The following is a 25,124-nucleotide window of genomic DNA, read 5'->3' on the forward strand; positions in this document are numbered from 1 at the left end:
GCTTCGGAACAACTGCAGTCCCATCAAGAAACGCACAATTCTCTTCGGGAAAACCTGCCCCGCCAAGGCAACAGACCTAACCTGATGTGACATCCGAGCCCCACTTAGACGCCACCTCCAGGAATGGACCGCACCCGCCGAAAGGACCGCCATGAGCGCCGCCGATGATGCCCCCCGGCCCTTGGTGGACCAGTCCGTTCTCGACCGGCTCCGCGAAGAACTCGAAGAGGATGAGGGATACTGCAGGGTCTTTGTGGGGAACTTTATCGAGTTCCTGCCGCAACGCATTGGGCGGCTCCGCCTTGCCCTGACCACCGGCGACCTGGAAGGTTCAGTGGACGCGGTCCTGAGCCTGAAGACCGCCAGCCAGATGGTGGGTGCGGAGCGGCTGGCCTGCCTGGCCATGGAACTGGAGGGCGAAATCCGTACCGAGGCCAGCAAGGCTGACGTGGCCGTCCTCCTGCCCCGGCTGGCCGTCGCCTTCCTGCGGCCGATCAACCATTGCAGCCGGCAGACGACGCACCGCCTTCAGGCTCAGTGCGCTTCCGGCGCGAGCCGGTAGCCAACTCCCCGGACGGTTTGCAGCCACCGCGGTTTCTGGGGCGAGTCGCCCAGCTTCTTCCGCAGGTTCCCCATGTGCACCTCGACGGACCGTTCGTCGGCCTCGCTGATGTAACTGCCGACGTCGTAATCCTCGTCCCGCAGCCGCCGCACCAGGTCCGATTTGGTCCGCACGGTCCGCCCCGCTTCCAGGAGCGCGTGCAGGAGTTCGAATTCCGTGCGGGTCAGGTTCATTTCCTTGCCGTCAACAACCACGGTCCGGGACGAGTAGCTGAGTTCCAGCCCGTTGTGGCTGAAGTTGCCGCGCTCGGGATGGGCTCCCGCTTCGGCCGGGTTGTCCCCGGACAGCGCGTCGGCAGGGTCCGGGACGGAACGGGGACGGCGCATCATCGCTGCGATGCGTGCACGCAGCTCCCTGGGCCGGAACGGTTTGGTGAGGTAATCATCGGCCCCGGACTCCAGTCCGATCAGGGTGTCCAGTTCCTCGGTGCGGGCCGTGAGCATCACGATGTAGGCATCGGAGAATTCACGGATCTGCCGGGAAACCTCGAAGCCGTCGATGTCAGGCAACCCAAGGTCCAGGGTGATAACGTCCGGGCTGAGGTTCTTGGCGATCAGGACGCCTTCTGCCCCGCTGCTGGCAACGCTCACCTCGAAACCGGCCTGTGACAGCACCGTGCGTACCAGTTCCCGGATGTCGTGGTCATCCTCGATGACCAGTCCCACTCGTGCATCACTCATAGCGCCCCCTCAGCAGCCGACGTCAGAAGTATAGCTGGCTGCCGATATCCTGCTGGTATGGCTCCACTCACCCCGCTCCCCTACGTGTGCACGCCATGACCGCCCCGGTGGCGTGGGCTTCGGGTAAGTTGAGGTTCTTCCGGCGGCCCTTTCACGAGTACAGCCTGACCCAGCGGGTGGGGCTGAGCCAGATGCCGCTGTTCATCACCACATTGTTGACGGTGTTCCTGGTGTGGGCCTTCTTCCCGGGCACCATGGACAATCCGCTCTTTGCCGCCTTCGTGATCTCCCAGCTGGCCATCATGGGCCTTTGCTACGTGGTTCCCTGGGAGCGGCTGCCCTACACGAGCTTCCTGGCCATTCCGCTGCTGGACTTTGTCTCCATCGGGGTGGGCCGGCAGGGCGGGCAGGAGAGCCTGGCGGGCATCAGCCTGCTGGCCGTTTTCCCGGTGATTTGGCTGTGCGCGTCCGGATACCATCCCCGGGCCGCGCTGTGGCTGTCCTTCCTGGGGCCGCTGGCCATCATCTGGGTTCCGCTGCTGCTGAAGGGGGACTTTACGCCCCAGGACCTGGCCCGCTCTTTGCTGCTTCCTGTGATAGCGCTCGGAATCGGCGCGTCCGTGAGTGTCCTGACCCTCAGCATGATGCGGCAGCAGGAGGAACTTGAGGAAAAGGACGCCCAGCTGCAGGCCAACCTTCGGACCAGCCAGCGCCAGGAGGCATTGCTGAATGCCGTCCTGGAAACTGTCCACCTGGGCGTCCTCGCGGTGGATGCGGACGGGCACGATGTCCTGATGAACAGGAAGCAGCGGGCAAACCACGAACTGGCCCGGCCCAAGGACATAGCCGACCCGAACGAGTCCCAGCTGCTGGTGTTCGGGGCGGACCGGAAAACGCTGGTTCCCGTGGAGGAACGTCCGGTGCGCCGCGCCGTCCTGGGCGAAACCTTTACGGATTACCTGGTGTGGCTGGGTTCGGGCAGCGACCAGCGCGCCGTCGTGACCACCGCACGGGCCATGAAGGACGACGACGGCGCTTTCGCCGGCTCGGTGGTCGCGTTCAGCGACGTGACGGACCTGGTGAACGCCCTGACGGCGAAGGACGAGTTCGTCGCCAGCGTCTCCCACGAGTTCCGGACGCCGCTGACCTCCATCCTGGGCTACGTGGAACTCCTGCTGGCTGACGAACCGGCGAAGGCGCAGCGGGAGATGCTCGAGGTCATCCGCCGGAACTCCGAGCGGCTCCTGACCCTGGTCTCGGACCTGCTGTCCAGCCGCAACGGGCAGCTGATCGTCACGCCGGAGGCCGTGAATGTCGCCGAGCTGGTGCGGTCCAGCGTCTCCTCGGCCACGCCCCGGGCGGCAGCGGCGGGAGTGGTGCTGCAGGCGCAGACCCCCGAGCGGCTTGAGGCCCACGTGGACGGCGCCCGGATCTCCCAGGTCCTGGACAACCTGGTGTCCAACGCCATCAAGTACTCCCCGGACGGCGGCAGCGTGCTGGTCTCCCTGGAGCAGGAGGACGGGCATCTGGCCTGCCGGATCACCGACACCGGCATGGGCATGAGCCCCGAGGACGCCTCCGAGGTTTTCGCCAAGTTCTTCCGCTCCAGCACGGTCCGCCGGACGGCCATCCCCGGCGTCGGCCTCGGCCTCCCGATCAGCAAGGCGATCATCGAGGCCCATGGCGGAACCATCGGTGTGGACAGCACCCTCGGCGAGGGGACCACCTTTACGTTCCGGGTTCCGGTGTAACCTGTTCGGCACCTGTTGAAACCCGGACCACCTCGCCCCAGGACTGGCGCGCGAGTTCACGGACGGACGCGAGGATTTCCGACGGCGGCCTGGACAGGTCCAGCGGGAATTCCACGATGTCGATGTCCGTATTGAGGATGCGGCGGAGCTTCATTTCCCCGGCCCCGGCGTAGACCAGCCATGCGGTGGGCACCGCCAGCGCGGTGCAGTGGGCCAGCATCTGGTAGTGGTCCGCCGTCAGGGAAGCACCCGTATCCGAAGCCGCGGTGTACTTGGCGTTGTAGACCACCACCGGCCGGCCGCCGAGCAGGTGGACGGCGTCCGGGCGCACCGACAGCCGGTCAGCGTCATGCACCGCCTCGCTCAGGAGCGCATTGAAGCGGAGCCGGAGCTCGCCCGGGTAGGCGGACATCGCTTCCCGCAGCGCCGTGCCCACAAAATCCTCAAACACCTGGGCCATGTCCACCACGAACGAGGCCGTCTGCTGCTTGCCCTCCCCGGCTTCCGCGGAGGCGTTGCGCAGGATCAGCTCCGCCAGGCGCAGGACCGCGTGGTAGCGGACGTTCATCCTGGTGGCTTTCCACCGGGGCAGCGGTGCTCCTGCCGGGAGGCGCGTAACGGCGTCGAGCTTTCCCTTGAGCTGGCGCAGCCGGCTCAGCACCTCGGGGCGGACGCGCGGCACCTGGCCCATCCGTTCCAGCGCGGCGCGCAGGATCCGGTTCTCGGCAATGTCCTCGGTGAACTCGTCGTAGGACACCTCCAGGGGCACCAGCATGCCGGGCCGCCGGGAAATCTGGTCCGAAATCCTGATCCGTCCCTTGACCGTCCGGAGCGATTCATCCACGGTGAGATAGCCCTGCAGGACGCCGCGTCCCAGGGCACGTTCGGCCAGTTGCGCCAGCGACTCCGCCAGCGCGCTCCACAGCTCCCGGTCCTCCACGGCTGAGACCGAATCGGGGCGGAAGCCCTGCTCGCCGGCGTAGCTGAGCAGGAACAGGAGCCGGCTGAGCCCCAGCCGGTCCTTGGGACGCACGTCGAGCTGCACCGTGGCCGTGCGCACCGAACCCACCTTGCCCACCGGCTCGATCCGGTACAGCCCAAGGCCCATGGGTGATGCCTTGGCCAGGCCGCTGGAATTCAGGAAGGACGCGCTGGCCGGGTCCAGCCGCTCCACGATGCCGCGGGACAGTTCATCCAGCACCAGGTGCCGGACAGACGTGCCGGGGTCAGCGGGCCGCAAGGCGTCCCAGCAGCTGGTCCAGCCCGAAGCGCTCCTCCAGCTGCGCCCGGGTCAGCTGGCCGTGGTAGTGCTCCTCCAGCAGCGGCATGAGCTCGTACTTCCAGATCCGGCGGAGCCCGGCGGGGGTCTGGGCGGCGGGCTTCATGAAGTAGGACGGGCCAATCATCAGGTCCCGGTCCCACTCGTCGATCGCACTGTTCAGGGCATCCAGCAGCAGCGCCGGCGTGAGGTCGAGCTGCCGGGCCTGGAGGAACCGCAGCAGGGAGCCCTTCACAGGCTCGGTCTGCGGGTGCAGCTCGATGAAGGAGAACCGGCGGCGGATGGCGGCGTCCATCATGGCGATGGAACGGTCTGCCGTGTTCATGGTGCCGATGATGTAGAGGTTGTCCGGCAGCGTGAACGGCTCGTTGGGGCTGTACTGCAGGTAGATCCGGTCGTCCCGGTATTCCAGCAGGAAGTACAGTTCGCCGAACACCTTGGCCAGGTTGGCGCGGTTCATCTCGTCGATGATCAGGAAGTACGGCTTGTTTTCGTTGCCGGGCTTCGCCGCTTCCTCCGCGAGCCGGCGCAGCGGCCCTGCCACCAGCTTGAAGGAGACCTGGCCTTCGTCGGTCTTGTCCGGCCGGTATCCCTCGAAGAAGTCCTCATACGCGTAGGAGGGGTGGAACTGGACCAGTTTGACCCGCTCGTCCGTGGTGTCATCCGCCAGTTCGGCGGCGAGGTGCTTGGCCAGGTAGGTCTTGCCGGTCCCCGGCGGCCCATACAGGACCAGCTGGCGGTTCTCCTCCAGCAGCTCGGCGATCTCCTGGAGCGGCTCGAGCTCCATGTGCAGCGAGTCGGCGAACTCGCGGGTCAGCGGGCGGAAGCCCTCCTGGACGGGAGGCACGACGGCGGCAGCTTCAGCATCGCCGTCGGGCTCTGTTTCCGCTTCGGCCGGCAGGAGCGCCTGCAGCGCCTGCACCACCTTGGTAACGTCCACGACGATTCCGGCGGTGGCCAGCTGCCGCTGGACGTGCCGCGGCAGGCTGGTGGTGGTGTGTCCCTCGTCGAACCAGCGGACCTTGCGGCGCAGGCGCCGGTTGTCGTCGTTGTGTTCGGGCTCCCCGAGCACCACCCCCAGGCTCACGGTGCCGGCGTGCTGGTACAGCACCAGGTCCCCCGGCTTCATGACCGTCAGGAAGGCAAAGACAGCAGTCTTGGTGTCCTCCCGCTCCACGTAGCCGAGGTGCTTGTAGTCCTCGTCCACGGCGTGCTGGACCAGCCCTGCGGTAACGCCGGGGTCCAGCAGGCGGAGATGTTCGACGTCGAGGGTCGCCTTCTCCTCGCCCTGCCAGGCTGTGAGGAGCTCGGTGTTGTCGCTGTGCGTGCGCAGCAGCCAGGCCCGCCGGCCGGGGTCGCCCACCTTGCGCCACTGGCTGACGAGCTGGCGGGAGTACCAGTCGATGCGCTGGCCGGCCTGCTCGTCAAGGTGAAGGCGGATGCGGTGGATGTCAGCGGTGACGTCCTCTTCGGCGTCCCCCTTCGCGCCGCCCACCAGCGAGGCGAAGGCGTCCCGGATCTCCTGCCGCTCCACGTCCGCCACCACGGGCTCGAAGTAGCTGGGACAGGTGAGGAACTCGATGCTGCGGCGGATGGCGGGCTGGTCGCCCGGTGTGGCGGCCGCCAGCCGGTGGAACTCGAGCGGGTCCTGCAGGGCTGCCGCGATGGACGCCGTGGGCTGCTGGTCCACGTGCTGCACAAACCGGCACAGCCATTTCAGGTGGTCCCAGATGGTCCAGTTGAACTCCGCCGTCCGGTCCCTGATGACACCATGGTCCGTCATGCCCTCGTAAAGCTCCTCCGGAAGCTCCAGCGGGGGCTCCAGCCAGGAGGCGGCCTCGGCCACGCGGGCGCGCTTGACCTTCAGTGACTTCACCTCATGGGCCAGCGGGAGGGACTGCAGGAACAACAGTTCGACGGCCAGTTGCTTCGCTTCCCGCGAGGCCCCCTCCAGGTTCTGCCGGAGGTTGGTCATCATGGGGGCCTTGGGGTCCGGCGTCCCGCGTTCCAGCCGTTCCAGAAGCTCAGCGGCCGCATCGGCCGTCCAGGTCAGTGTGCGGCCATCAAGGGCGGACGGTTTCCCCAGCAGCCCCGGGCCCAAAACGAACCAGGCTGCGTCCTCAATCTCCTTTGATATGCCGAGGGCGCGGGTCATGGCAGCAGTGGAGGCGGGGGTCATGGATTCAAATTTACAGGGTCAAGCTGGACGGGCGCTCAACGGACTGTGAACGGCCGTCCCCGCTTGGCTCCCTACATGGCCTTGACGGGCTTCTTCCGGCCGAAAATGAAGTAGCCCATGGGACCGATGAAGTTGATGAAGGACGCCGCCCGCCACGCCGCCTTGGGACCGTTGATCAGCGCAGCAGGGCGCTTGGAGATGTCCCGCTGCGCTGCCACCAGAAGCGACACCTGAGCGATGCCCACCAAAATGGTGCCGGCCTTGGCAGACGGAGGCATGTCCTTCCAGGTCTTTTTCTGTGCCATGTTCTCTGCTCCTTGGTTGGGGTTTCAGTTTCCGGTGCGGGCCACCGCTGCGCAATGGGTGGCGGTACCCTGCGCGCCCGCAGTCCGGCTCAGGCCGTGAACGGAGCCAACCGTTCCTTCTGTTCAGGGGTAAGCCGCTGGACCCGGCCTGTGGCCTCGTCCACGAACGCCAGGTGGCTGCTCGCCTTCACGCAGTCCTCCCTGGTGACCGGATCCTGGACCAGGTAGTGGATATCGAAGCTGGCCCCCTTGACGGCCCCGATCCACACCAGGACCACGGCCGGAACGTTGCGGTATTCAAGGGTCCTGACGTACCGGATCTTGTGGTCCACCACCAGGGCCATGGTTCCGTCCGGGACATCGTTGAACAGTGAGACGTGGGGTTCGATGCCGGGCAGCCCCGCGCCCCGGGGCGGGCCGAAGGCCGCGATCCGGGCTTCCTCCAGCATCCGGACGATCTGGACGTTGTTGATGTGCCCGTACGCGTCCATGTCACCCCAGCGCATGGGCACCAGGACCTCGATCCGGCGGCCGCCCGCGGATTCTGGCTGCGCCGGGGTGGCCTGCTGCGCGGGCGCCTCCTGCGTGCTCAACTGTGCACCGCCGTCGAATCGTCCACGGGGACGTCCTCCGCGTCCGCTCCGGCGAACTGGGACCTGTACAGGCGGTAGTACGCGCCCTGCGCGGCGAGGAGGGCCTTGTGGTTGCCCTGTTCCACGATCTTGCCGTTTTCCATGACCAGGATGGTATCCGCATCGCGGATCGTGGAGAGCCGGTGCGCAATGACGAAGCTGGTGCGGTCCGTGCGCAGGGCCGCCATCGCCTTTTGGACCAGCAGCTCGGTGCGGGTGTCAACGGAGCTCGTGGCTTCGTCGAGGATCAGCAGTGAGGGGTTCGCGACGAAGGCGCGGGCAATGGTGATCAGCTGCTTCTCGCCGGCGCTGACATTGTTGCCTTCCTCGTCGATCACGGTGTTGTAGCCCTCGGGCAGGGCCCGCACGAAGCGGTCCACGAAGGTTGCCTTGGCGGCCGCCATCACCTGCTCCTCGGTGGCCTCAAGGTTTCCGTAGCGGATGTTGTCGTAGATGGAGCCGCCGAACAGCCAGGCATCCTGCAGCACCATGCCGACCTTGGACCGGAGCTCGGAGCGGCTGAGGTGGGTGATGTCCACGCCGTCCAGCATGATGGACCCGGCATTGAGCTCGTAGAACCGCATCACCAGGTTCACCAGGGTTGTCTTTCCCGCCCCGGTGGGCCCGACGATGGCCACGGTGTTTCCCGGCTCGGCAGTAAAGGACAGGTTCTCGATGAGTTGCTTGTCCTCGGTGTAGCTGAAGGTGACGTTCTTGAAGTCGACGTGGCCGTCGGTCCTGGCCGGCAGGTGCTCGGTGGCGGTCTCCGTGTCCTGCTCGTCTGCGTCCAGGAACTCGAAGGCCCGCTCGGCGGACGCCACCCCGGACTGCAGCATGTTGGCCATGCCGGCCATCTGGCCCAGCGGCTGCGTGAACTCCCGCGAGTACTGGATGAACGCGGTGGCATCGCCCAGGGACATGGAACCCGAAGCAACCCGGAGGCCGCCCACGACGGCGATGCCCACATAACTGAGGTAGGAAACGAACTGCATCACGGGGAAGATGATGCCGGACACGAACTGTGCCCCGAAGCTGGCCTTGTACAGGGCCTCGTTGCGTTCCTCGAACCGTTCCAGCATGTCCGCGTCCCGGCCGAAGACCCGCACCAGGTCGTGGCCGGAGAATGATTCCTCGATCTGCCCGTTGAGGGCTCCTGTGTTCTTCCACTGGGCTGCGAAGAGCTTCTGGCTGCGCACCCCGATCATGCCTGCCGCGACGCCGGAAAGCGGCAACGCAACCAGGGCGATCACGGCCAACTGCCAGGACACGACGAACATCATGATCACGATGCCCGCCACCGTCAGCAGCGAGTTGACCAGCTGGGCGAAGGCCTGCTGGAGCGCCTGCTGGATGTTGTCGACGTCGTTCGTCACCCGGGAGAGCACGTCGCCGCGCTGGCGGGTATCGAAGTAGTTCAGCGGCAGCCGGTTCAGCTTCTTCTCCGTATCATCGCGGAGCCGCCGGATTACCTTCATCACGATGCGGTTGAGCACATAGCCCTGCAGCCAAAGGAAGATGTTGGCCACGAAGTACATCAGCAGGACCACCGCGATGAGCAGGGTGAGCTTGTCGAAGTCGATGCCGGCGCCGGGCACCAGTTCCATCCGGGACACCATGTCCGCGAAGTTGTCCTGGCCCTGCCGGCGCAGCCCGTCCACAAACTGTTCCTTGCTGACGCCCGGCGGAAGCTGCTTGCCTACCACGCCGGCGAAGATCACGTCCATGGCCTGGCCCAGGATCTTGGGGGCGATGACGTTGAGGACCACGGCGATTACCACCATGCCCACCACCACGTAGATCCCCAGGGCTTCCGGCTTCAGCAGCCCCATCAACCGCTTGGCGGACGGCCAGAAGTGCTCGGCCTTCTTGGCGGGGATCCCGCCGAACATGTCCCCGTCCGATTCGGAAGGAGTGTACTCCTCCTCAACGAAGTCGTCGTCCTCGACGGGTGCGGCCGCCTGCCCGGCGTCGAGCTCGTCCTGGGCTGACGCTGTTCCCCGACTGTCCGTGGAGTCCTTCTTGGGGGCGCTCATGCCATTTCCTCCACGCTCAGCTGGGATTCAACGATTTCCTGGTAGGTGGGCGAGGTTTCCAGGAGTTCCTCATGCGTCCCACGGTCAACGATCCGCCCGTTGTCCAGCACCAGGATCTGGTCGGCCTCGGTAATGGTGGAGATCCGCTGGGCCACGATGATTACCGTGGCATCCGAGGTGGTGCGTTTGAGGGCGGCACGGAGCCGGGCGTCCGTGGCAACATCCAGGGCGGAAAAGGAATCGTCGAAGAGGTACACCCGGGGTTTGGTAACGAGTGCCCTGGCGATGCACAGGCGCTGGCGCTGGCCGCCGGAGACGTTGGTGCCGCCCTGGGCGATGCGCGAGCCGAGCCCGTTCTTCTTGGCGCGGACAAACTCATCGCCCTGCGCCACGCCCAGGGCCTCCCACAGTTCCTGGTCCGTGGCTTCGGTCTTTCCGAACCGCAGGTTGTGCCCGATGGTGCCGGAGAAGAGGTAGGGCCGCTGGGGCACCAGGGCAACGCGTTTGGTGATCTCCGCCCGGTCCATTCTGTCCACGGGAACACCGTCCAGCAGCACCTCCCCTTCCACAGGGTCGTAGAGCCGCGGCAGGAGGGACAGGAGCGAGGTTTTGCCGGCCCCGGTGGAACCGATAATGGCGAGGGTCTGCCCGGGACGCGCCGTGAAGCTGATGTTGCTCAGCACGGGCGATTCAGCGCCCGGGTAGGCGAAGGTGACGTTCCGGTACTCGACGACGCCGCTCAGCATGGCGGGCGCCTCCGGACGTTCCAGATCGTGGATGGAGGGTTCGACGTCGAGCACTTCACCGATGCGGTCTGCGCATACGGAGGCGCGCGGAATCATCATCGCCATGAAGGTGCCCATCATGACGGCCATCAGGATCTGGAGCAGGTACTGCAGGAAGGCGGTGAGGGCGCCCACCTGCATCTCGCCGGAGTCCACCCGCTGCCCGCCGAACCACAGCACGGCGGCGGTGGACAGGTGCAGGATCATGCTGATGGCGGGGAACATCAGGACAAACAGGGAACCGATCTTCAGCGAGACGTCCGTCAGTTCCTTATTGGCCTCGCCGAAGCGCCCGGTTTCATAGGGTTCGCGCACAAAGGCCCGGACAACCCGGATGCCAATGATCTGTTCCCGCAGCACGGCGTTGATGCGGTCGATCTTCTTCTGCATGGACCGGAACAGCGGAATGAGCCGGACCACCAGGTAGCCCACCACCACGGTCAGGAGGGGCACCGAAACCCACACCAGCCAGGACAGGTTGAGGTCCTCGCGCAGCGCCATGATGATGCCGCCCACGCACATGATGGGGGTGGCCACCATGAAGTTCAGTCCCATCAGGACGAGCATCTGGACCTGCTGGACATCGTTGGTCCCGCGGGTGATGAGCGTGGGGGCACCAAAGGCGTTGACGTCCCTGGCCGAGAAACTGGTGACCTTGCGGAACACGCCGCGCCGGAGGTCGCGGCCCATGGCCATGGCGACTTTGGACCCAAAGTAGACACCGGCGATGGCGGTGCCCACCTGGACGAAGGCCACCAGCAGCATCACGGCGCCGGTGCGCCAGATGAAGTCCGTGTCCCCGCGGGAAACCCCTTCGTCAATGATCTGGGCGTTCAGGCTGGGCAGGTACAGCGCCGCCATGGTGGACGCCAGCTGAAACACAATGACGGCCACAATGTACGGCATGTACGGCCTGGAAAACCGTCGTATCAGAGTCAGGAGCATGCCCATGGGTCCTTAGGATGGGTTCGAAGAATGGGTTCGGAAAAGCACGAGGCTTAAGTAGTAGCAGCCGGGGCTGACATCCTTGGCTTTCCCACTCTACGAAACTCCTCCCCGCGGTGAAACAGGCCCCGCAAAAGATCATCCGTGGGGATTACTGCCTGCATTACCTGCCCGCCGGGGCGGGCTCCGCCGTCGTGCTTTCCTGCTCCCGCGCCGGCTCCGGCGCCGGCTGGATGTCCACGGTCCGCCGCAGCGGCTTTTCCTTGATGAACAGCACGGACACCAGGGCGACGACGGCCACGGCGGCTGAAATCAGGAACACTTCCGCGGTGGCGTCACCGTAGGCGGCCCGCATGATGTCACGGACGGGTTCCGGCATGTGCGCCAGGTCCATGCTGGAGCCCGCTGCGCCGCCCTGGACGGGGATGCCGGCCGCCGCCAGTCCCCGGGTGGCCAGTTCGCTGACCCTGTTGGCCAGGATGGCGCCCAGGACGGAGACGCCAATGGCACCGCCCACGGACCGGAAGAACGCCACGGAGGCGCTGGCCGTTCCAATGTCCGCAGCGCGGACCGTGTTCTGCACTGCCAGCACGAGGTTTTGCATCAGCATGCCCAGGCCAAGGCCCAGCACCGCGGTGAAGATTCCGGCGTGCCAGAGCTCCGTGGTGTGGTCCATGGTGCCTGCCAGTCCCAGCCCGCCGATCAGGAAGACGGATCCCGCGATCAGGTAGCCCTTCCACTTTCCGGTGCGGCTGATCAGGAGTCCGGAAGCCACTGAACCCGCCAGGTTGCCCGCGATCATGGGCAAGGTAAGGAGTCCGGCCTCCGTGGGGGTGGCGCCGCGGGCCACTTGGAAGTACTGCCCCAGGAAGGTTGAGGAGCCGAACATCGCGATACCCACGGCTACGGAGGCGAGGATGGCAAGGGCCGTGGTGCGTTCGGAGATGATCTTGAGCGGGATGATCGGCTGCTCCACCTTGGATTCCACCAGGACCAGCAGCGCCAGCAGGATGATTCCGCCGCCGACCATGAGGGCGGACTCCCAGGAGATCCAGTCGTAGTACGCGGGGTTGCCGGCGAAGGAGACCCAGATCAGCAGCAGGCTTACCCCGGAGGTGAGCAGGACGGAACCGAGCCAGTCGATCTTGGCGGGCCGGCGGACATGGCTGATCTTGAGGGTGACCTGCAGGAGGATCAGGGCGACGACGGCGAGCGGCACGCACACGAAGAAGGTCCAGCGCCAGCCCAGCGGGCTGTCCACGATGAAACCGCCCAGCAACGGTCCCCCGGCGGTGCCCACTGCCATGACCGCGCCCATGTAACCGGAGTATTTCCCGCGGTTCCGCGGTGGGATCATGGTGCCGATGATGGCCTGGGCCAATGCCGTCAGGCCGCCCATGGCTACGCCCTGGATGACCCGCGCACCCAGCAGCAGCGGGATGGTTTCGGAGAGGCCTGCCATGACGGAACCTGCAACGAAGATGATGATGCTGAGCTGGACCAGGAGCTTCTTGTTGAAGAGGTCAGCCAGCTTGCCCCAGATGGGCGTGGTGGCGGCGTTGGCCAGCAGCGCTGCGGTGATCACCCAGGCGAAGTCGGTCTGGGTTCCGTGCAGGTCGGACATGATGGTCGGCAGGGCGTTGGCCACGATCGTGCTGCTGAGAATCGCCGTGAAGAAGGCGGCCAGGAGGCCGGTGAGCGCTTCCATGATCTGGCGGTGGGACATTTCGGGCGGTGCGGCGGGTGCACTCAACATGGTGACCCGGGCGGCTGTGGTTGCCATAGGTTTTGCTCCTAGGGGGTGGTGATGGTGCCGGCCGCCGTTGCCCGGGCTGATTTCTTGAGTGATTCGGTGAGTTTGTGCAGGGTTTTCGCCGTGTTGCCGGCGTCCTCCTCGCTCCAGTCCCGCAGGTAGTCCTGCAGGGCTGCCGTCCGCTGCTCCTCGATGCTCCGGAGCCTGTCCGCTCCCAGGGGCGTGAGGGCAACCAACTGTGCCCGTCCGTCGTCGGGGTCCTGCCTGCGGACCACCAGGCCGTGCTCCTCCAGGTCCGCGATGTGGCGGCTGAGGACCGGCGCGCTGACTCCCAGCCGCTCGGCCAGGCTCGTGGCGCGCGACTCCCCCTCCCCCACGAACCGGAGGACGCCCTGGAGTGCGACTCCGGTCTCCTGCCCGCGGACTGCGGCAGTGGCGATGCAACGCACCGCGCGCTGGAGATCGAAGATCTGGTAGACGAGATCGGCCGCCGTATCCGGTGCAACTGCCATTGCTACAGACACTCCTTACTTGTTTGCCTGAAGCAACTATATACCCATTTGGTTGCTTCAGGAAACTAAAGGGCGGATAGTGGGAAAACGAAGGGCCCCGGCTCCTTGCGGAGGCCGGGACCCTTTTCCTGCGTATTCGGTTGAGTGGGCCCTATGCGGGGAGATGGGTTGGGGCGAACATCTTCAGGAGCGTTTCCACCACGACGACGTTGGGCCCGTCACCGGCGAAGCCCGCCTTGAGCGCCTCCCCCACGTCCTCCGGCGCCACTTTTGTGGCCGGCACGCCGAAGGCTTCGGCGAGTTTGACGAAGTCCGGGCGGGCCAGCTCGGTGGCGGTTGCCTTGCCGAAGGCGCCCACCATGTATTCGCGCAGGATGCCGTAGCCGCCGTCGTCCACGATCAGCCAGGTGACCGGCACGTTGTGCTGCTTCGCCGTGGCCAGTTCCGCGATGGAGTACATGGACGAGCCGTCGCCGGAGACGGCGAGCACCCGGCCCGGCTTGCCGACTGTTTCCAGCCCCACGGCGGCGCCGATCGCCGCCGGGAAGCCGTAGCCCAGGCCGCCGGCGCCTTGGGCGGAGTGGAACTGGCCCTCCCGGGCGTCCCAGCAGCTCCAGCCCCAGTAGGCGGCGATGGTCATGTCCCAGAAGGTCTGCATGTCCGCCGGGACCGCTTCCCGGATGTCGGCCATGAACTTCAGCTCCTTGGCAAGGTCCTGGGATTCCAGGCGCGCCCGGACTTTCGCCAGGGATTCCTTGACCAGGTCCTCCGGAGAGGTGCCGTGCCAGTTGGGCCTGGAATGCGCAGGCTCCACCTCCAGCGCCTCGTCCAGGGCAGCCAGTGCCTGCCCAGCGTCCGCGCGGATGCCCAGCCCGGGCCGGTTGGACTCCAGGACCCGGGGTTCGGCGTCGATCTGGATGATCCTGCCGCGCGGCTCGAAAGTGAAGTAGTTGGACGTGACCTCGCCCAGCGAGGAGCCGATCACCACCAGCACGTCGGCGTCCTCGAGCAGATCGGTCATGTAGCGGTCCTCGATCCAGGACTGCAGCGAGAGCTCGTGGTTCCAGGGGAATGCGCCGTTGCCGCCCGGGGTGCAGATCACGGGGGCACGCAGTTTCTCCGCAATGGAGAGCAGCGACTTCTCAGCCCGGCCCCGGCGGGTACCGCCGCCGGCAATGATGGCCGGGCGCTCGGCGGCCTGCAGCCATTTCACCGCTTCGCGGACCAGCTCCACCCGCGGCGGATTGTCCGCCGCTTCGGCGAGCGCGTCCTCCACCGGCGGCACCATGATCGGATCGAGCAGGACGTTCTGCGGAATCTCGAGCCACACCGGCCCCTGGGGCGAGGAAATTGCCTCGGTCCAGGCGTCCTGGATGGCCGACGGGATGCCGGACGCGTGCTGGATCAGCCGCTGGCTCTTCGTCACGTTCGCGGCCGACGCCTTCTGGTCATCGAGCTGGTGCAGCATGCCCTTGCGCCGGGCGCCCAGGCCTTCCAGCGGAATCTGGCTCGCCACCACCACCATCGGCACCCCTGTGGCATAGGCCTCCTGCAGCCCGGCCAGCGACGTCAGCGCGCCCGGGCCGGTGGAGAGGAACAGGACGCCCACTTCACCGGTGGCCCGCGAGTACCCGTCCGCAGCGAAGGCGCTGTTGTTCTCCACCCGAGAGGAAACGAACTGCAGGTTGCCCCGGCCCATCGCATCAAACAGTCCCAGCGCATGCTGCCCGGGGATGCCAAACACCGTTTTCGCGCCCAGGGCTTCCAGTGTCTCGACGACGAGGTCCCCGCCGTTGCGGGCACCCGTAACCGGACCCTTCGCTGCCGGCACCGCCGCCTTGCCCGGATCGTGCTCGACCATCCCCGCTACTCCTTGCCCGCCGGTGCGAAGCCTGCCGGCCGGCGGACCTCCTGGCCGAGCGCCTGGGCGGCGTAGCCCGTCGCTGAGCCGAAACGGTCGCCTTCCACGGCGTTGTCTGCCATCAGCGTGACAAGCTCGTAGGCAACGTGGCTGGCGGCGACGCCGGTGATCTCGGCGTGGTCGTAGGCCGGGGCCACCTCCACGACGTCGGCGCCCACCAGGTTCATTCCGCGGAAGCCGCGGATGATTTCCAGCAGCTCCCTGCTGGTGATGCCGCCGGCTTCGGGCGTGCCGGTGCCGGGAGCATGGGCAGGGTCCAGGACGTCGATGTCCACCGAGATGTACAACGGGCGGTTGCCGATCCGGTCCCGGACCTTGGCCACGGTTTCCAGGACGCCCTGGTAGTAGACGTCGGCGGAGGTGACGATGCCGAACCCGAACCGGTGGTCGTCGTCGAGATCCTTCTTGCCGTACAGCGGGCCGCGGGTGCCGATGTGGCTGATGGCTTCCGTGTCCAGGATGCCCTCCTCGACGGCCCGGCGGAACGGGGTGCCGTGGGTGTATTCGGCGCCGAAGTAGGTGTCCCAGGTGTCCAGGTGCGCGTCGAAGTGCAGCATCGCCACCGGTCCCCCGGCCCGCTCAGCCGCCGCGCGGAGGAGCGGCAGGGCAATCGTATGGTCACCGCCGAGGGTCACCAGCCTGCTGCCTCCGGCCGTGAGGTCCAAAGCGTTCTGCTGGATGGTCTCGATGGCTTCGTTGATGTTGAACGGGTTGACCGCCATGTCCCCGGCGTCGGCAACCTGGATGTTCTCGAAGGGGCTCACGTCCCACGCCGGGTTGTACGGGCGGAGCAGGCGGCTGGCTTCCCGGACGTGATTGGCGCCGAAGCGGGCTCCCGGACGGTAGGACACGCCCGAATCGAACGGCACGCCCACCACGGTGACGTCGGCCTTGGCCACCTGGTCCAGCCGCGGCAGCCGCGCATAGGTGGCAGCACCCGCGTAGCGAGGGATGCGGGATGAATCAATGGGGCCTAGGTTGCCGTTGGCTTCGATGCGCAGCTCTTCCACTGGAGGCCTCTCCTTCGAGGAGTTGAGGGACTGTTGTGACTGCCATCATACACCCGGGTTTTCCTATGTGCACCGCATGTTTACAGAGCCTCACCCGTCTGAGTAGCGCTAAGTGTCGTTTTGAACGCTCAAAACGACACTTAGCGCTACCTAGTTGTGGGGTTAACGGCTGGCGGCGGGAACCAGGACCCAGAGCACCTCAACCTGCTTGTCCGTGGGGTTGATCCAGGTGTGCGGCTCACGGCCCGGGAAGGTGACCGTGTCTCCGGGGCCGAGGTCGTATTCCTCGTTGGTGAGGATCAGGCGGATCCTCCCCTTGATCACATGGAGAACGTCAACGTCGCAGTCCACGGCATAGAGCTCGGACTCACCGCGCCCGTGCGGTTCAATGCAGGCCTGGATGATCTGGATGCGCCGCTCCGAGCGGGCGGTGAGGAGCCGCTCCACGATGCCTTCGCCGCCGAGGGAAATCCTTGGCCCTTCGTTGCGTTTGGTCAGGTGTGTTTCCGGGGCCGCGAACAGGTCGCCGATCGAAATCGACAGCACCTGGCAAAGTGTCACGAGCGAGGCGACGGACGGCGACGTCAGGTCCCGCTCAACCCGGCTGAGGAATCCCTTGGTCAGGCCCGTAGCGTCGGCCACCTGCTCTATGGTGAGCCGCTGGGACTGCCGGGCCGCACGGATCCTGGAACCGATGGCTACCGGAACGTTGCTCGGCTCAACTGGCAGTGCCTTCATCTACGAACCTTTCATGGCCGGCCGTCCGGCTCCGCTCTGGAGCAATCCTAATGGCCAGCCCTGCCTGTGACGCGCCCCTTGCGTGCGCGCCGCGGCGACGCCAAACCTCCCTTGACTGTTACCACCATCACAGCCTAACTTGAGACAACCATTGTTGCCTATAGGGCAATAGCCCGGAACCTCCCCCATCTCCGCAGCAGCTGCCCGGCTCCCCGGTGCCCGGACTGCAGCCCCGCTGCCAACACGCTCCAAGGAGCCAACATGGACCTAAGTGTCATCAACATCGCCATCGTGGTGGTGTACCTGCTCGCGATGCTGGCCTTCGGCTGGTGGGGCAAGTCCCGCACCAGGAACAACAGCGACTTCCTGGTTGCCGGCCGCCGCCTCGGCCCCTTCCTCTATACAGGCACCATGGCCGCCGTCGTCCTGGGCGGGGCCTCAACGGTCGGCGGTGTAGGCCTCGGCTACAAGTTCGGCATCTCCGGCATGTGGCTGGTAGTGGCTATCGGCGCCGGCGTCCTGCTGCTGAGCCTGCTCTTCGCCGGGACCATCCAGAAGCTGAAGATCTACACGGTCTCCCAGATGCTCACCCTGCGCTACGGCAGCAGGGCCACCGAAGCCTCGGGCATCGTGATGCTCGCTTACACGCTGATGCTGTGCGCCACATCCACCGGCGCCTATGCCACCATTTTCGTGGTGCTCTTCGACTGGGACCGGGCTATGGCCATCGCCGTCGGCGGCGCCATCGTGCTGGTCTATTCCACAATCGGCGGCATGTGGTCCATCACCCTGGCGGACCAGGTGCAGTTCATCATCAAGACCGTAGGCATCTTCTTCCTGATGTTGCCGTTCACCCTGAATGCTGCGGGCGGCTTTGAAGGCATCCGCAGCCGCGTGGATGAAAGCTTCTTCCAGATTGACGGCATCGGCGTCCAGACCATCATCACTTACTTCGTCGTCTACACTCTGGGCCTGCTGATCGGCCAGGACATCTGGCAGCGGGTCTTCACGGCGAAGACCCCCACTGTGGCCCGGTGGGGCGGCGCCACTGCAGGCATCTACTGCATCCTCTATGGTGTTGCCGGCGCGTTGATCGGCATGGCCGCAAGCGTGGCCCTCTCCGACATTGAGATCGCCGCGAAGGACGATGTCTATGCCGAGGTGGCACAGACCCTGCTGCCGGTAGGCATCGGCGGACTTGTCCTGGCGGCAGCCGTGGCCGCAATGATGTCAACGGCTTCCGGCGCCCTCATTGCCGCTGCAACCGTGGCCCGCGCAGATGTCCTGCCTTTCGTCGCCAGCTGGTTCGGCAAGACCATCAACACCGAAGACACGGACAACCCGGAGCACGACGTCAAAGCGAACCGCACGTGGGTCCTCGCCCTTGGCATCGTGGCCATCGTCATCGCCATCATCACCAAGGACGTGGTGGCAGCCCTGACCATCGCCTACGACATCCTGGTGGGCGGCCTCCTCGTGGCAATCCTGGGCGGCCTGGTCTGGAAGCGCGGCACTGGCCTGGCCGCCGCGGCCTCCATGGCAGTAGGGTCCGTGGTGACCCTGGGCACCATGATCATCCTTGAAGTCAACGCCAAGGCGCCGCTTGACGGCATCTACGCCAACGAGCCCATCTACTACGGCCTCCTGGCCTCAGCGGTGGTCTACATTGCGGTGTCCCTGCTGACCAGGCCCACCGACCCCCAGGTCATGCGCAACTGGCAGCGCCGGGTGGCCGGGCAGGACAGCGAAGAGGCGCCGGTTCCCACCGCCGTCCGCTAGGTCCGGCGGGCCGGCTGCCAGGCCCGCTCCGGGGCGCCGGCACCAGGCAAACGACGACGGCGGCACCTCCTGTCGCGTTCCAGCGAAGGAGGTGCCGCCGTCGTCAGTCCTACTCGGCTTCGCGGACCTCGTCGGGGTCCTCCAGGGGGACCACCCGGTCCTCTGCGTCGATCACGACAGGAGGCACCTGGACCACAGGTTCCTCCTCGTCCAGGAGATCGTCCTCGGTGTCCCAGTCGTCCTCATCTACCGGTGCATCCTCGGCGTAGTCGTAGGCAGGATCCGCCTCCACGGCATCAAGGTGCGGCATGTCCGGGTGCTGTCCGGTGGTGCCCATGATTGAACCTCCGTTTGTTCGCCTGACGTGCTCTTTCAGTGAGGGCGCGGGCCGCGCCACACTTTCATCACAGCACCGCCCGGCATACGGGTCAATAGCGCATGAAACCGGCTGGCGGGACCCGCGGAAGCGGCACCGAATTTAAGGCGGACCGAAATGTCCGAGGGAGGATTACCTGCCAAAAATCCGCGGATTTTCGCAGTAAGCTGGCACTGCAATGGGGCCGAACCATGCCCCATCCAGCCCAGGAGTGTCCGTGTCTCCGCACGCCCAGAACAACCGAAACGCCGCGCCCCGGCCGTCGTCCCTCCCGGCCGCACCGGAAGGATCCGGGCCGAACCGGCAGTCCGGGCCGTCGCCGTCGGACGTTAAACGCTGGCGGCAATACCTCGCGGACGAGCGCGCCGAGGCCGCTGTTTACCGGGACCTGGCGCAGAGCCGCCAGGGTGAGGAACGTGAAATCCTCCTGGCCCTGGCCGAGGCCGAAGGCCGCCATGAAGCACACTGGCTGGGCCTGCTCGGGGACCGCGCGGGCAAGCCCCGGCGCGCATCCCTCCGCAGCCGGCTGCTGGGTTTCCTGGCCCGGCACTTCGGCTCTGTGTTCGTGCTGGCGCTGGCCCAGCGGGCCGAAGGCCGCTCCCCGTACGCCAAGGACCCCAACGCCACGGATGCCATGGCGGCCGATGAGCAGATCCACGAGGAAGTGGTCCGCGGACTGGCCACACGGGGGCGCAACCGCCTGGCCGGAACTTTCCGGGCAGCGGTGTTCGGCGCCAATGACGGCCTGGTCAGCAACCTGTCCCTGGTGATGGGCATGGCCGCTTCCGGCGTGGCCAGCAGCGTGGTGCTGCTGAGCGGCATTGCCGGCCTCCTGGCCGGCGCCATGTCCATGGGCGCCGGTGAGTTCATTTCCGTCCGTTCCCAGCGTGAACTGCTGGCGGCAACCCGGCCCACGCAGGTCACGCTGGTAGCCGCTCCCAAACTGGACCTTGAGCACAACGAACTGCTCCTGGTGTACCTGGCCAGGGGCATGACCCAGGAAGCCGCGGAACACCGGGTGGCCGAGCGCACCGGCCTGCTGCCCTGTGACTGCGATCCCAGCTTGTCGCTGCAGCCGGAACTGCCCGACGTCGATGACCAGCATGAGGCGGTGGGCACCGCGTGGGGCGCGGCCCTGTCCAGCTTCTGCTTCTTCGCGTCCGGCGCCATCGTACCCATCCTGCCGTTTGTGGTCGGCCTGACAGGTGTGCCGGCGCTGGTGGTTGCGGGCGCCCTGGTGGGCCTGGCCCTGCTGGTCACCGGCGCCACCGTTGGGCTGCTGTCCGGCACGTCACCCCTGACGCGCGGGCTGCGCCAGCTTGCCATTGGGCTGGGCGCCGCGGCAGTCACCTACCTGTTGGGGCTGGTCTTCGGCACCGTGGTGGGTTAGCGGTGGCATGCTAATGGGCGCAGCCTAGTGGAGGACCGCCGCGAGGGGTCCCGCCATGCGCGGGCCAGGGTCCGCCGAGGCGCACGCGGGATAGCCAGGCTCCTGGTCATCGCCGCACTGTCCGCAGTGGCAGTTTTTGGTGCGGCCCTGGCAGTCAGCGATCCGCGCTTCAAGGAACTGCTGGATGTCCGCATCGGCCCGGGAACCGGCCAACCAGGCGGACAGTCCGGGGAGTCCAGCGGCCAGCAGGACACCCACCCCACGGGACATGCCGGCCAGGCACCCCCGGCTGAGGGCCGGACGAAGACGCCGCCTCCGGGATTGGAGGAGTCGGACGCCCCGCTGGCCGCCGCCAGCCCGCCCCCGCCGGGCGGCGATTCCTACCGCTTCCTCGCAGTCAACGGGGACGGCAGCCCCGTGGGGTATTCCCCCTGCAGGCCGCTGCACTATGTGGTCAATGACGAGCTGGCACCGGCCGGCGCCCAGCAGCTCATCATGGAGGCCATCACCACCATCTCGGCCGCCACGGGCATCCAGTTCATCTATGACGGAACCACCCGGGAACAGCCATCCCCGCAACGGCCGCCCTACCAGCCGGAGGCCTACGGCGAGCGCTGGGCACCGCTGCTCATCGCCTGGACAACCCCGGACGCGGCCCCGCAGCTGAAGGGCAAGGTAATCGGCACCGGAGGCAGCACCCACTTCAGTTACGACGACGGCCCCAAGGCCTTTGTGACCGGCGGCCTGGACCTGGACTCACCGCAGATCGCCAATGAGCTCCTTAACCCGGACGGCCACCTCTATGCCAGGGCCGTGATCCTCCACGAGCTCAGCCATGTCATGGGACTTGACCATGTGGAGGACCCCACGCAACTGATGTACCCGGAAATCGGCACACCCGAGGGGTTGTCCGCCGGAGACCTCAACGGGCTCTTTGAGCTGGGCAAGGCCCAGTGCCGCAAGGACCTCTGACCAGCCGGACCCGCATGCCGGCCGGGCCTCAGGCGGCCTGCCCGGGCCCCAACTGGCTTCGCAGCACCTCCACCGCATCCTGCACCGAGTCCACCAGGAAGATGTGGTCTTCCATCACCCGGCCGGCAGCCAGGCTGCGGAGCATGGGCCATGCGGGGTACTGGTGCTCCCAGTGGTGCCTGCCCACCAGCACCATGGGCGTGATCTTTTCCCGCGCGCCGTAGTAGTTCTCGCAGGCGTCCTGGAAGATTTCCTGCACCGTGCCCGCGGCCCCGGGAAGGAAGACGATGCCTCCCTTGCACAGCTCCAGCAGGATGGCTTCCCTGATGGCGTTGGCAAAGTATTTGGCGATGTGCGTGGCGAAATAGTTGGGCGGCTCGTGCCCGTAAAACCACGTGGGGATGCCGAGCGACGGCGTCCCGCCGGGAAAGCGTTCGACGACGGCGGCGGCGGCACGCGCCCACGCGGACACCGAGGGACGGAACCCGGGGACGGAGGCGAGCGTGTCCAGCGCCGCCTGCACCTCGGCGTCGGACGCCTCGCTGAGGTACGCTCCCATGTTCGCCGCCTCCATGGCCCCCGGCCCTCCGCCTGTGGCAACGACGCGACCGTCCTGTGCCAGCAGCCGGCCCAGCAGGGCGGCCTGGGCAAAACCGGTGCTGCCACGCTGCGCGGCGTGTCCGCCCATCACGCCAACCATGGCGCGGCCCTGCCAGGGCCCCGTCCTGGCCAGCTCGTCCAGGGCGTCGCCGATGGCATGGTCATGAAGTGCCGAAGCAAGGGTGGCGTCCAGCCGGTGCCGCTGGCCATCATGGATGCTCCATTGATAGATCCGGGCATCCGGCAGCTGCTCATACGGGGAGTGCGGCAGCCCGGAGTAAAGCTCCTGGGGCGTATAGAGGGTGGCCCGGTAGGGGTTGAACGGTACCGTCTCAAGCCGTGGAAAGATCAGCGCACCCCGTTGCCGGAGAAGGTCCTCCGTGCCGTCATCGAACGTGCAGCCGAGGAAGATGGCACCCTCCACGTGCATGCCTTCCAGCGCTGCGGTCCTCCCCCGAAGGTCCAGGGACTGTGCATGCCAGCCGTGCATGTCCAGGGCCCCTGCGCTGACCAGCCGGTCGAAGCTTTCCAGGTCCTGGACTTCGAGGTTGTGCGGGTGGGGGCCCAGGTTTCCGGAGAGGTTCACGGTCTAAACCTAAAGCAATACGGGGTCAGATTCCGCCTCTCCGGAGCACCGGAATGGGCTGAATCTGACCCCGCGTTGGTGGAGGTGCTAGGCGGGAATCCGGACGGGTTCGCCGTGGCGGAAGTGCGGGGGCGGGAGGGGACGCGATGCCAGCATGGTGCGCCAGACTTCGGTGTCGTGGATCAGGGCATGGAGCAGGGCGTTGATGGCGAACGCCAGCATCTGGCCCGTGACGATCATGAGTTCGTTGATGATAGCCATGGGCGAGGTCGCCGCGATGCTGGATGCCAGGGGCGGTCGGCGATTGTTTTTGCAGCAGCATTGTTGCCACTCAGATTCTCCCGAGGACTGGAATAGCGGTCAGGAATGCGATGCCTGCACCAGCCTTAGAGCGCTCTACGATATCTAAAGTTCTGATGTCAGTACATAATTCTCTTTGACGATTTCCTGCCGTTCCCGGCCAATCCCTTGACCCTTGGGAAGCGCCTGCTAGGATCGGAGGAGGAAAAAGTATGTCCTATCAAGCGAACATATAGTGGCAAAGCGGCCGTCCATGCCCCACCCGGGTGAAGGCGCCCCGCAACAGGAACGTAAGGGAAGTACCGTGGCGAACAACCTGGGTCTCAGCATCGACCGCTCCTCCCCCGTCCCGCTCTACCACCAGGTGGTGCAGGGCATAGAAGCGGCCATCTTCAGCGGGGTCCTGGAACCCGGCAGCCGGCTCGACAACGAGATCGACCTGGCGGCACAGCTAAACCTTTCCCGTCCCACGATGCGCAAGGCCATGGACGAACTTGTCCGGTCCGGCCTGCTGGTGCGCAAACGCGGCGTGGGAACCCAGGTGGTTTCCAGCCAGGTGCGCCGTCCGCTCGAGCTCTCCAGCCTCTACGACGACCTCACCAATAACGGCAAGAAGCCGACCACGGACGTCCTGAGCTTCTCCCATGTGGAGGCGGACGACGCCACCTTGGCCACGCTGCAGCTCCCTGCCGGTTCGAAGGTCTACCACTTCACCAGGCTGCGCAAGGTGGGGGGCAAACCGCTGGCGCTCATGGAGAACTGGGTCCGTGATGACATCACCGACATGGATGAAGCCATGCTGGCCGGGGAAGGCCTGTACGCCATCCTGCGCCGCGGCGGCGTGAACTTCCGCCTCGCCAACCAGCGCATCGGCGCCGTGGTGGCCAACGACTACCAGGCCTCCCTCCTGGACACTGCGCCCGGATCCGCGCTGGTCACCATGGAGCGTACTGCCACGGATGACACCGGCCGGCGCGTGGAAACCGGCCACCACGTGTACCGGGGTGATTCCTACAGCTTTGAAATGACACTCGTACAGCGCTAACGCAAGGAGCCAACTCCATGACCAACTGGGTCTACCCCCTGGGCACCGCCGCCGACGGCAAATGGGACGTCTCGATCGGGACCTCCGATTCCTCCCTTGCCGTGGACGGCTGGGCACACACCGGACTGAAGGTGGGCACCCTCGCCGCCGGGGCCGACGTCGTCCTTCCCGCCGCCGCTGAGGAGCGCATTGTGGTGCCCCTTAATGGATCCTTTACCGTCACGGTGGACGGCATCGAGTACCAGCTGGAAGGCCGTGCCTCGGTGTTCCACGGCCCCAGCGACGTTCTCTACTCCGGCACGGGGCGGGGGGTCACCATCAGCTCGGCCGACGGCGGCCGGGTGGCAGTTGCCACCGCACCCGCCAAGGACTCGTACCCCACCCGCCTGGTGACTGCCGCCGAGACCCCGGTGGAACTGCGCGGGGCGGGCAACTGCTCCCGCCAGGTCCACAACTTCGGCACGCCCGCCGCCCTGGAAGCTGACCGGTTCATCGTCTGCGAGGTCCTTACTCCCGCCGGAAACTGGTCCTCGTACCCGCCTCACAAGCATGACGAGGAAAAGGACGGCGAGACGCACCTGGAGGAGATCTACTACTTCGAGACGCGGGTCGCCGCCGGCTCGGCTGCCCCGGCCGACGCCGATGCCATCGGCTACCAGCGCGTCTACGCCTCCGATGAGCGCCCCATCGACGTGTCCGCCGAGGTCCGCACCGGCGACGTTGTCCTGGTTCCTTACGGCTGGCACGGTCCGGCGATGGCTGCACCGGGCTACGACCTGTACTACCTGAACGTGATGGCCGGACCGGGACCGGTGCGGGAATGGCTTATCAGCGACGATCCCCACCACGGCTGGGTGCGCCAGACGTGGGACGGGCAGGACATCGACCCCCGGCTGCCGTTCGGAGCGTAGTGCGCAGGGGCGCAGGACTG

Annotated in this window: 22 protein-coding genes; 7 read left to right on the plus strand and 15 right to left on the minus strand. The window is 66.3% G+C overall.

The features are described 5' to 3' along the window. Positions 1 to 151 precede the first annotated feature (151 nt). The gene (locus U7114_RS02065; protein WP_157238984.1) at positions 152 to 562 is read left to right on the plus strand and encodes an Hpt domain-containing protein; all 411 of its coding nucleotides are present in this window, start codon (positions 152 to 154) and stop codon (positions 560 to 562) included. Here U7114_RS02065 and U7114_RS02070 read toward each other — a convergent pair. Further along, entirely contained in the window at positions 535 to 1,302 is a 768-nt protein-coding gene (locus tag U7114_RS02070) for a response regulator transcription factor (RefSeq protein WP_323056446.1), read from the minus strand. The two genes, U7114_RS02065 and U7114_RS02070, sit on opposite strands and share 28 nt — an antisense overlap. Positions 1,303 to 1,397: 95 nt before the next feature. Between U7114_RS02070 and U7114_RS02075 the strand changes: the two genes are divergently transcribed. Further along, positions 1,398 to 3,053, plus strand: coding sequence for a sensor histidine kinase (locus U7114_RS02075; RefSeq protein ID WP_321215452.1), 1,656 nt, complete (start codon positions 1,398 to 1,400; stop codon positions 3,051 to 3,053). Here U7114_RS02075 and U7114_RS02080 read toward each other — a convergent pair. The 11 genes from U7114_RS02080 to U7114_RS02130 form a co-directional block, all read right to left on the minus strand. After that, entirely contained in the window at positions 3,031 to 4,293 is a 1,263-nt protein-coding gene (locus tag U7114_RS02080) for a 5-methylcytosine restriction system specificity protein McrC (RefSeq protein WP_321215451.1), read from the minus strand. The two genes, U7114_RS02075 and U7114_RS02080, sit on opposite strands and share 23 nt — an antisense overlap. Continuing rightward, positions 4,280 to 6,511 (minus strand): McrB family protein, encoded by a 2,232-nt coding sequence (locus U7114_RS02085; protein WP_321215450.1) that lies wholly within the window; start codon positions 6,509 to 6,511, stop codon positions 4,280 to 4,282. Before U7114_RS02085 ends, U7114_RS02080 begins: the two co-directional genes overlap by 14 nt. 71 nt (positions 6,512 to 6,582) lie before the next feature. Next, entirely contained in the window at positions 6,583 to 6,816 is a 234-nt protein-coding gene (locus U7114_RS02090) for a PLDc N-terminal domain-containing protein (RefSeq protein WP_321215449.1), read from the minus strand. Positions 6,817 to 6,905: 89 nt separating this feature from the next. Then, on the minus strand, positions 6,906 to 7,322 hold the full coding sequence (locus tag U7114_RS02095) for an acyl-CoA thioesterase (RefSeq protein ID WP_157242675.1): 417 nt from the start codon (positions 7,320 to 7,322) through the stop codon (positions 6,906 to 6,908). An 83-nt stretch (positions 7,323 to 7,405) separates the two neighbouring features. Then, positions 7,406 to 9,481 carry an ABC transporter ATP-binding protein gene (locus U7114_RS02100; RefSeq protein ID WP_321215448.1) on the minus strand — a complete coding sequence of 692 codons (2,076 nt, stop codon included), beginning with the start codon at positions 9,479 to 9,481 and terminating at the stop codon, positions 7,406 to 7,408. After that, positions 9,478 to 11,211 carry an ABC transporter ATP-binding protein gene (locus U7114_RS02105; RefSeq protein ID WP_321215447.1) on the minus strand — a complete coding sequence of 578 codons (1,734 nt, stop codon included), beginning with the start codon at positions 11,209 to 11,211 and terminating at the stop codon, positions 9,478 to 9,480. The genes U7114_RS02100 and U7114_RS02105 overlap by 4 nt, the downstream gene beginning before the upstream one ends. Positions 11,212 to 11,374: 163 nt before the next feature. Then, positions 11,375 to 12,994 (minus strand): MFS transporter, encoded by a 1,620-nt coding sequence (locus U7114_RS02110; protein ID WP_321215446.1) that lies wholly within the window; start codon positions 12,992 to 12,994, stop codon positions 11,375 to 11,377. 11 nt (positions 12,995 to 13,005) lie between these two features. Next, the gene (locus tag U7114_RS02115; RefSeq protein WP_321215445.1) at positions 13,006 to 13,476 is read right to left on the minus strand and encodes a MarR family winged helix-turn-helix transcriptional regulator; all 471 of its coding nucleotides are present in this window, start codon (positions 13,474 to 13,476) and stop codon (positions 13,006 to 13,008) included. Between the two features lie 151 nt (positions 13,477 to 13,627). After that, entirely contained in the window at positions 13,628 to 15,337 is a 1,710-nt protein-coding gene (locus U7114_RS02120; RefSeq protein ID WP_321215444.1) for a thiamine pyrophosphate-binding protein, read from the minus strand. A gap of 5 nt (positions 15,338 to 15,342) precedes the next feature. Continuing rightward, complete coding sequence (gene speB, locus U7114_RS02125; RefSeq protein WP_321215443.1) at positions 15,343 to 16,407, minus strand: agmatinase; 1,065 nt, start codon at positions 16,405 to 16,407, stop codon at positions 15,343 to 15,345. Between the two features lie 162 nt (positions 16,408 to 16,569). Then, complete coding sequence (locus tag U7114_RS02130) at positions 16,570 to 17,145, minus strand: helix-turn-helix domain-containing protein (protein ID WP_323056447.1); 576 nt, start codon at positions 17,143 to 17,145, stop codon at positions 16,570 to 16,572. A 261-nt stretch (positions 17,146 to 17,406) separates the two neighbouring features. Here U7114_RS02130 and U7114_RS02135 point away from each other — a divergent pair, with 261 nt between their 5' ends. Continuing rightward, positions 17,407 to 18,924, plus strand: coding sequence for a sodium:solute symporter (locus tag U7114_RS02135; RefSeq protein ID WP_157238995.1), 1,518 nt, complete (start codon positions 17,407 to 17,409; stop codon positions 18,922 to 18,924). 109 nt (positions 18,925 to 19,033) lie between these two features. Here the strand turns inward: U7114_RS02135 and U7114_RS02140 are convergent, their stop codons facing one another. Further along, positions 19,034 to 19,261 (minus strand): hypothetical protein, encoded by a 228-nt coding sequence (locus tag U7114_RS02140; RefSeq protein WP_157238996.1) that lies wholly within the window; start codon positions 19,259 to 19,261, stop codon positions 19,034 to 19,036. 256 nt (positions 19,262 to 19,517) lie between these two features. Between U7114_RS02140 and U7114_RS02145 the strand changes: the two genes are divergently transcribed. Together U7114_RS02145 and U7114_RS02150 are read left to right on the plus strand one after the other, a co-directional pair. Continuing rightward, a complete protein-coding gene (locus U7114_RS02145; RefSeq protein WP_323056448.1) occupies positions 19,518 to 20,690 on the plus strand; it encodes a VIT1/CCC1 transporter family protein in 1,173 nt (390 codons plus the stop codon). Between the two features lie 27 nt (positions 20,691 to 20,717). After that, positions 20,718 to 21,662 (plus strand): matrixin family metalloprotease, encoded by a 945-nt coding sequence (locus tag U7114_RS02150; protein WP_323056449.1) that lies wholly within the window; start codon positions 20,718 to 20,720, stop codon positions 21,660 to 21,662. Positions 21,663 to 21,690: 28 nt separating this feature from the next. Here the strand turns inward: U7114_RS02150 and U7114_RS02155 are convergent, their stop codons facing one another. Continuing rightward, entirely contained in the window at positions 21,691 to 22,848 is a 1,158-nt protein-coding gene (locus U7114_RS02155) for an LOG family protein (RefSeq protein ID WP_323056450.1), read from the minus strand. 87 nt (positions 22,849 to 22,935) lie between these two features. Beyond that, a complete protein-coding gene (locus U7114_RS02160; RefSeq protein ID WP_323056451.1) occupies positions 22,936 to 23,109 on the minus strand; it encodes a hypothetical protein in 174 nt (57 codons plus the stop codon). 343 nt (positions 23,110 to 23,452) lie between these two features. On the opposite strand from U7114_RS02160, the gene U7114_RS02165 reads away from it, so the two are divergent. Together U7114_RS02165 and iolB are read left to right on the plus strand one after the other, a co-directional pair. Continuing rightward, entirely contained in the window at positions 23,453 to 24,193 is a 741-nt protein-coding gene (locus U7114_RS02165; protein ID WP_321215437.1) for a GntR family transcriptional regulator, read from the plus strand. A 17-nt stretch (positions 24,194 to 24,210) separates the two neighbouring features. Continuing rightward, positions 24,211 to 25,104, plus strand: coding sequence for a 5-deoxy-glucuronate isomerase (gene iolB / locus U7114_RS02170; protein WP_323056452.1), 894 nt, complete (start codon positions 24,211 to 24,213; stop codon positions 25,102 to 25,104). Positions 25,105 to 25,124 lie beyond the last annotated feature (20 nt).

This window comes from Pseudarthrobacter sp. C1 (genome assembly GCF_034720455.1).
Lineage (GTDB): Bacteria > Actinomycetota > Actinomycetes > Actinomycetales > Micrococcaceae > Arthrobacter.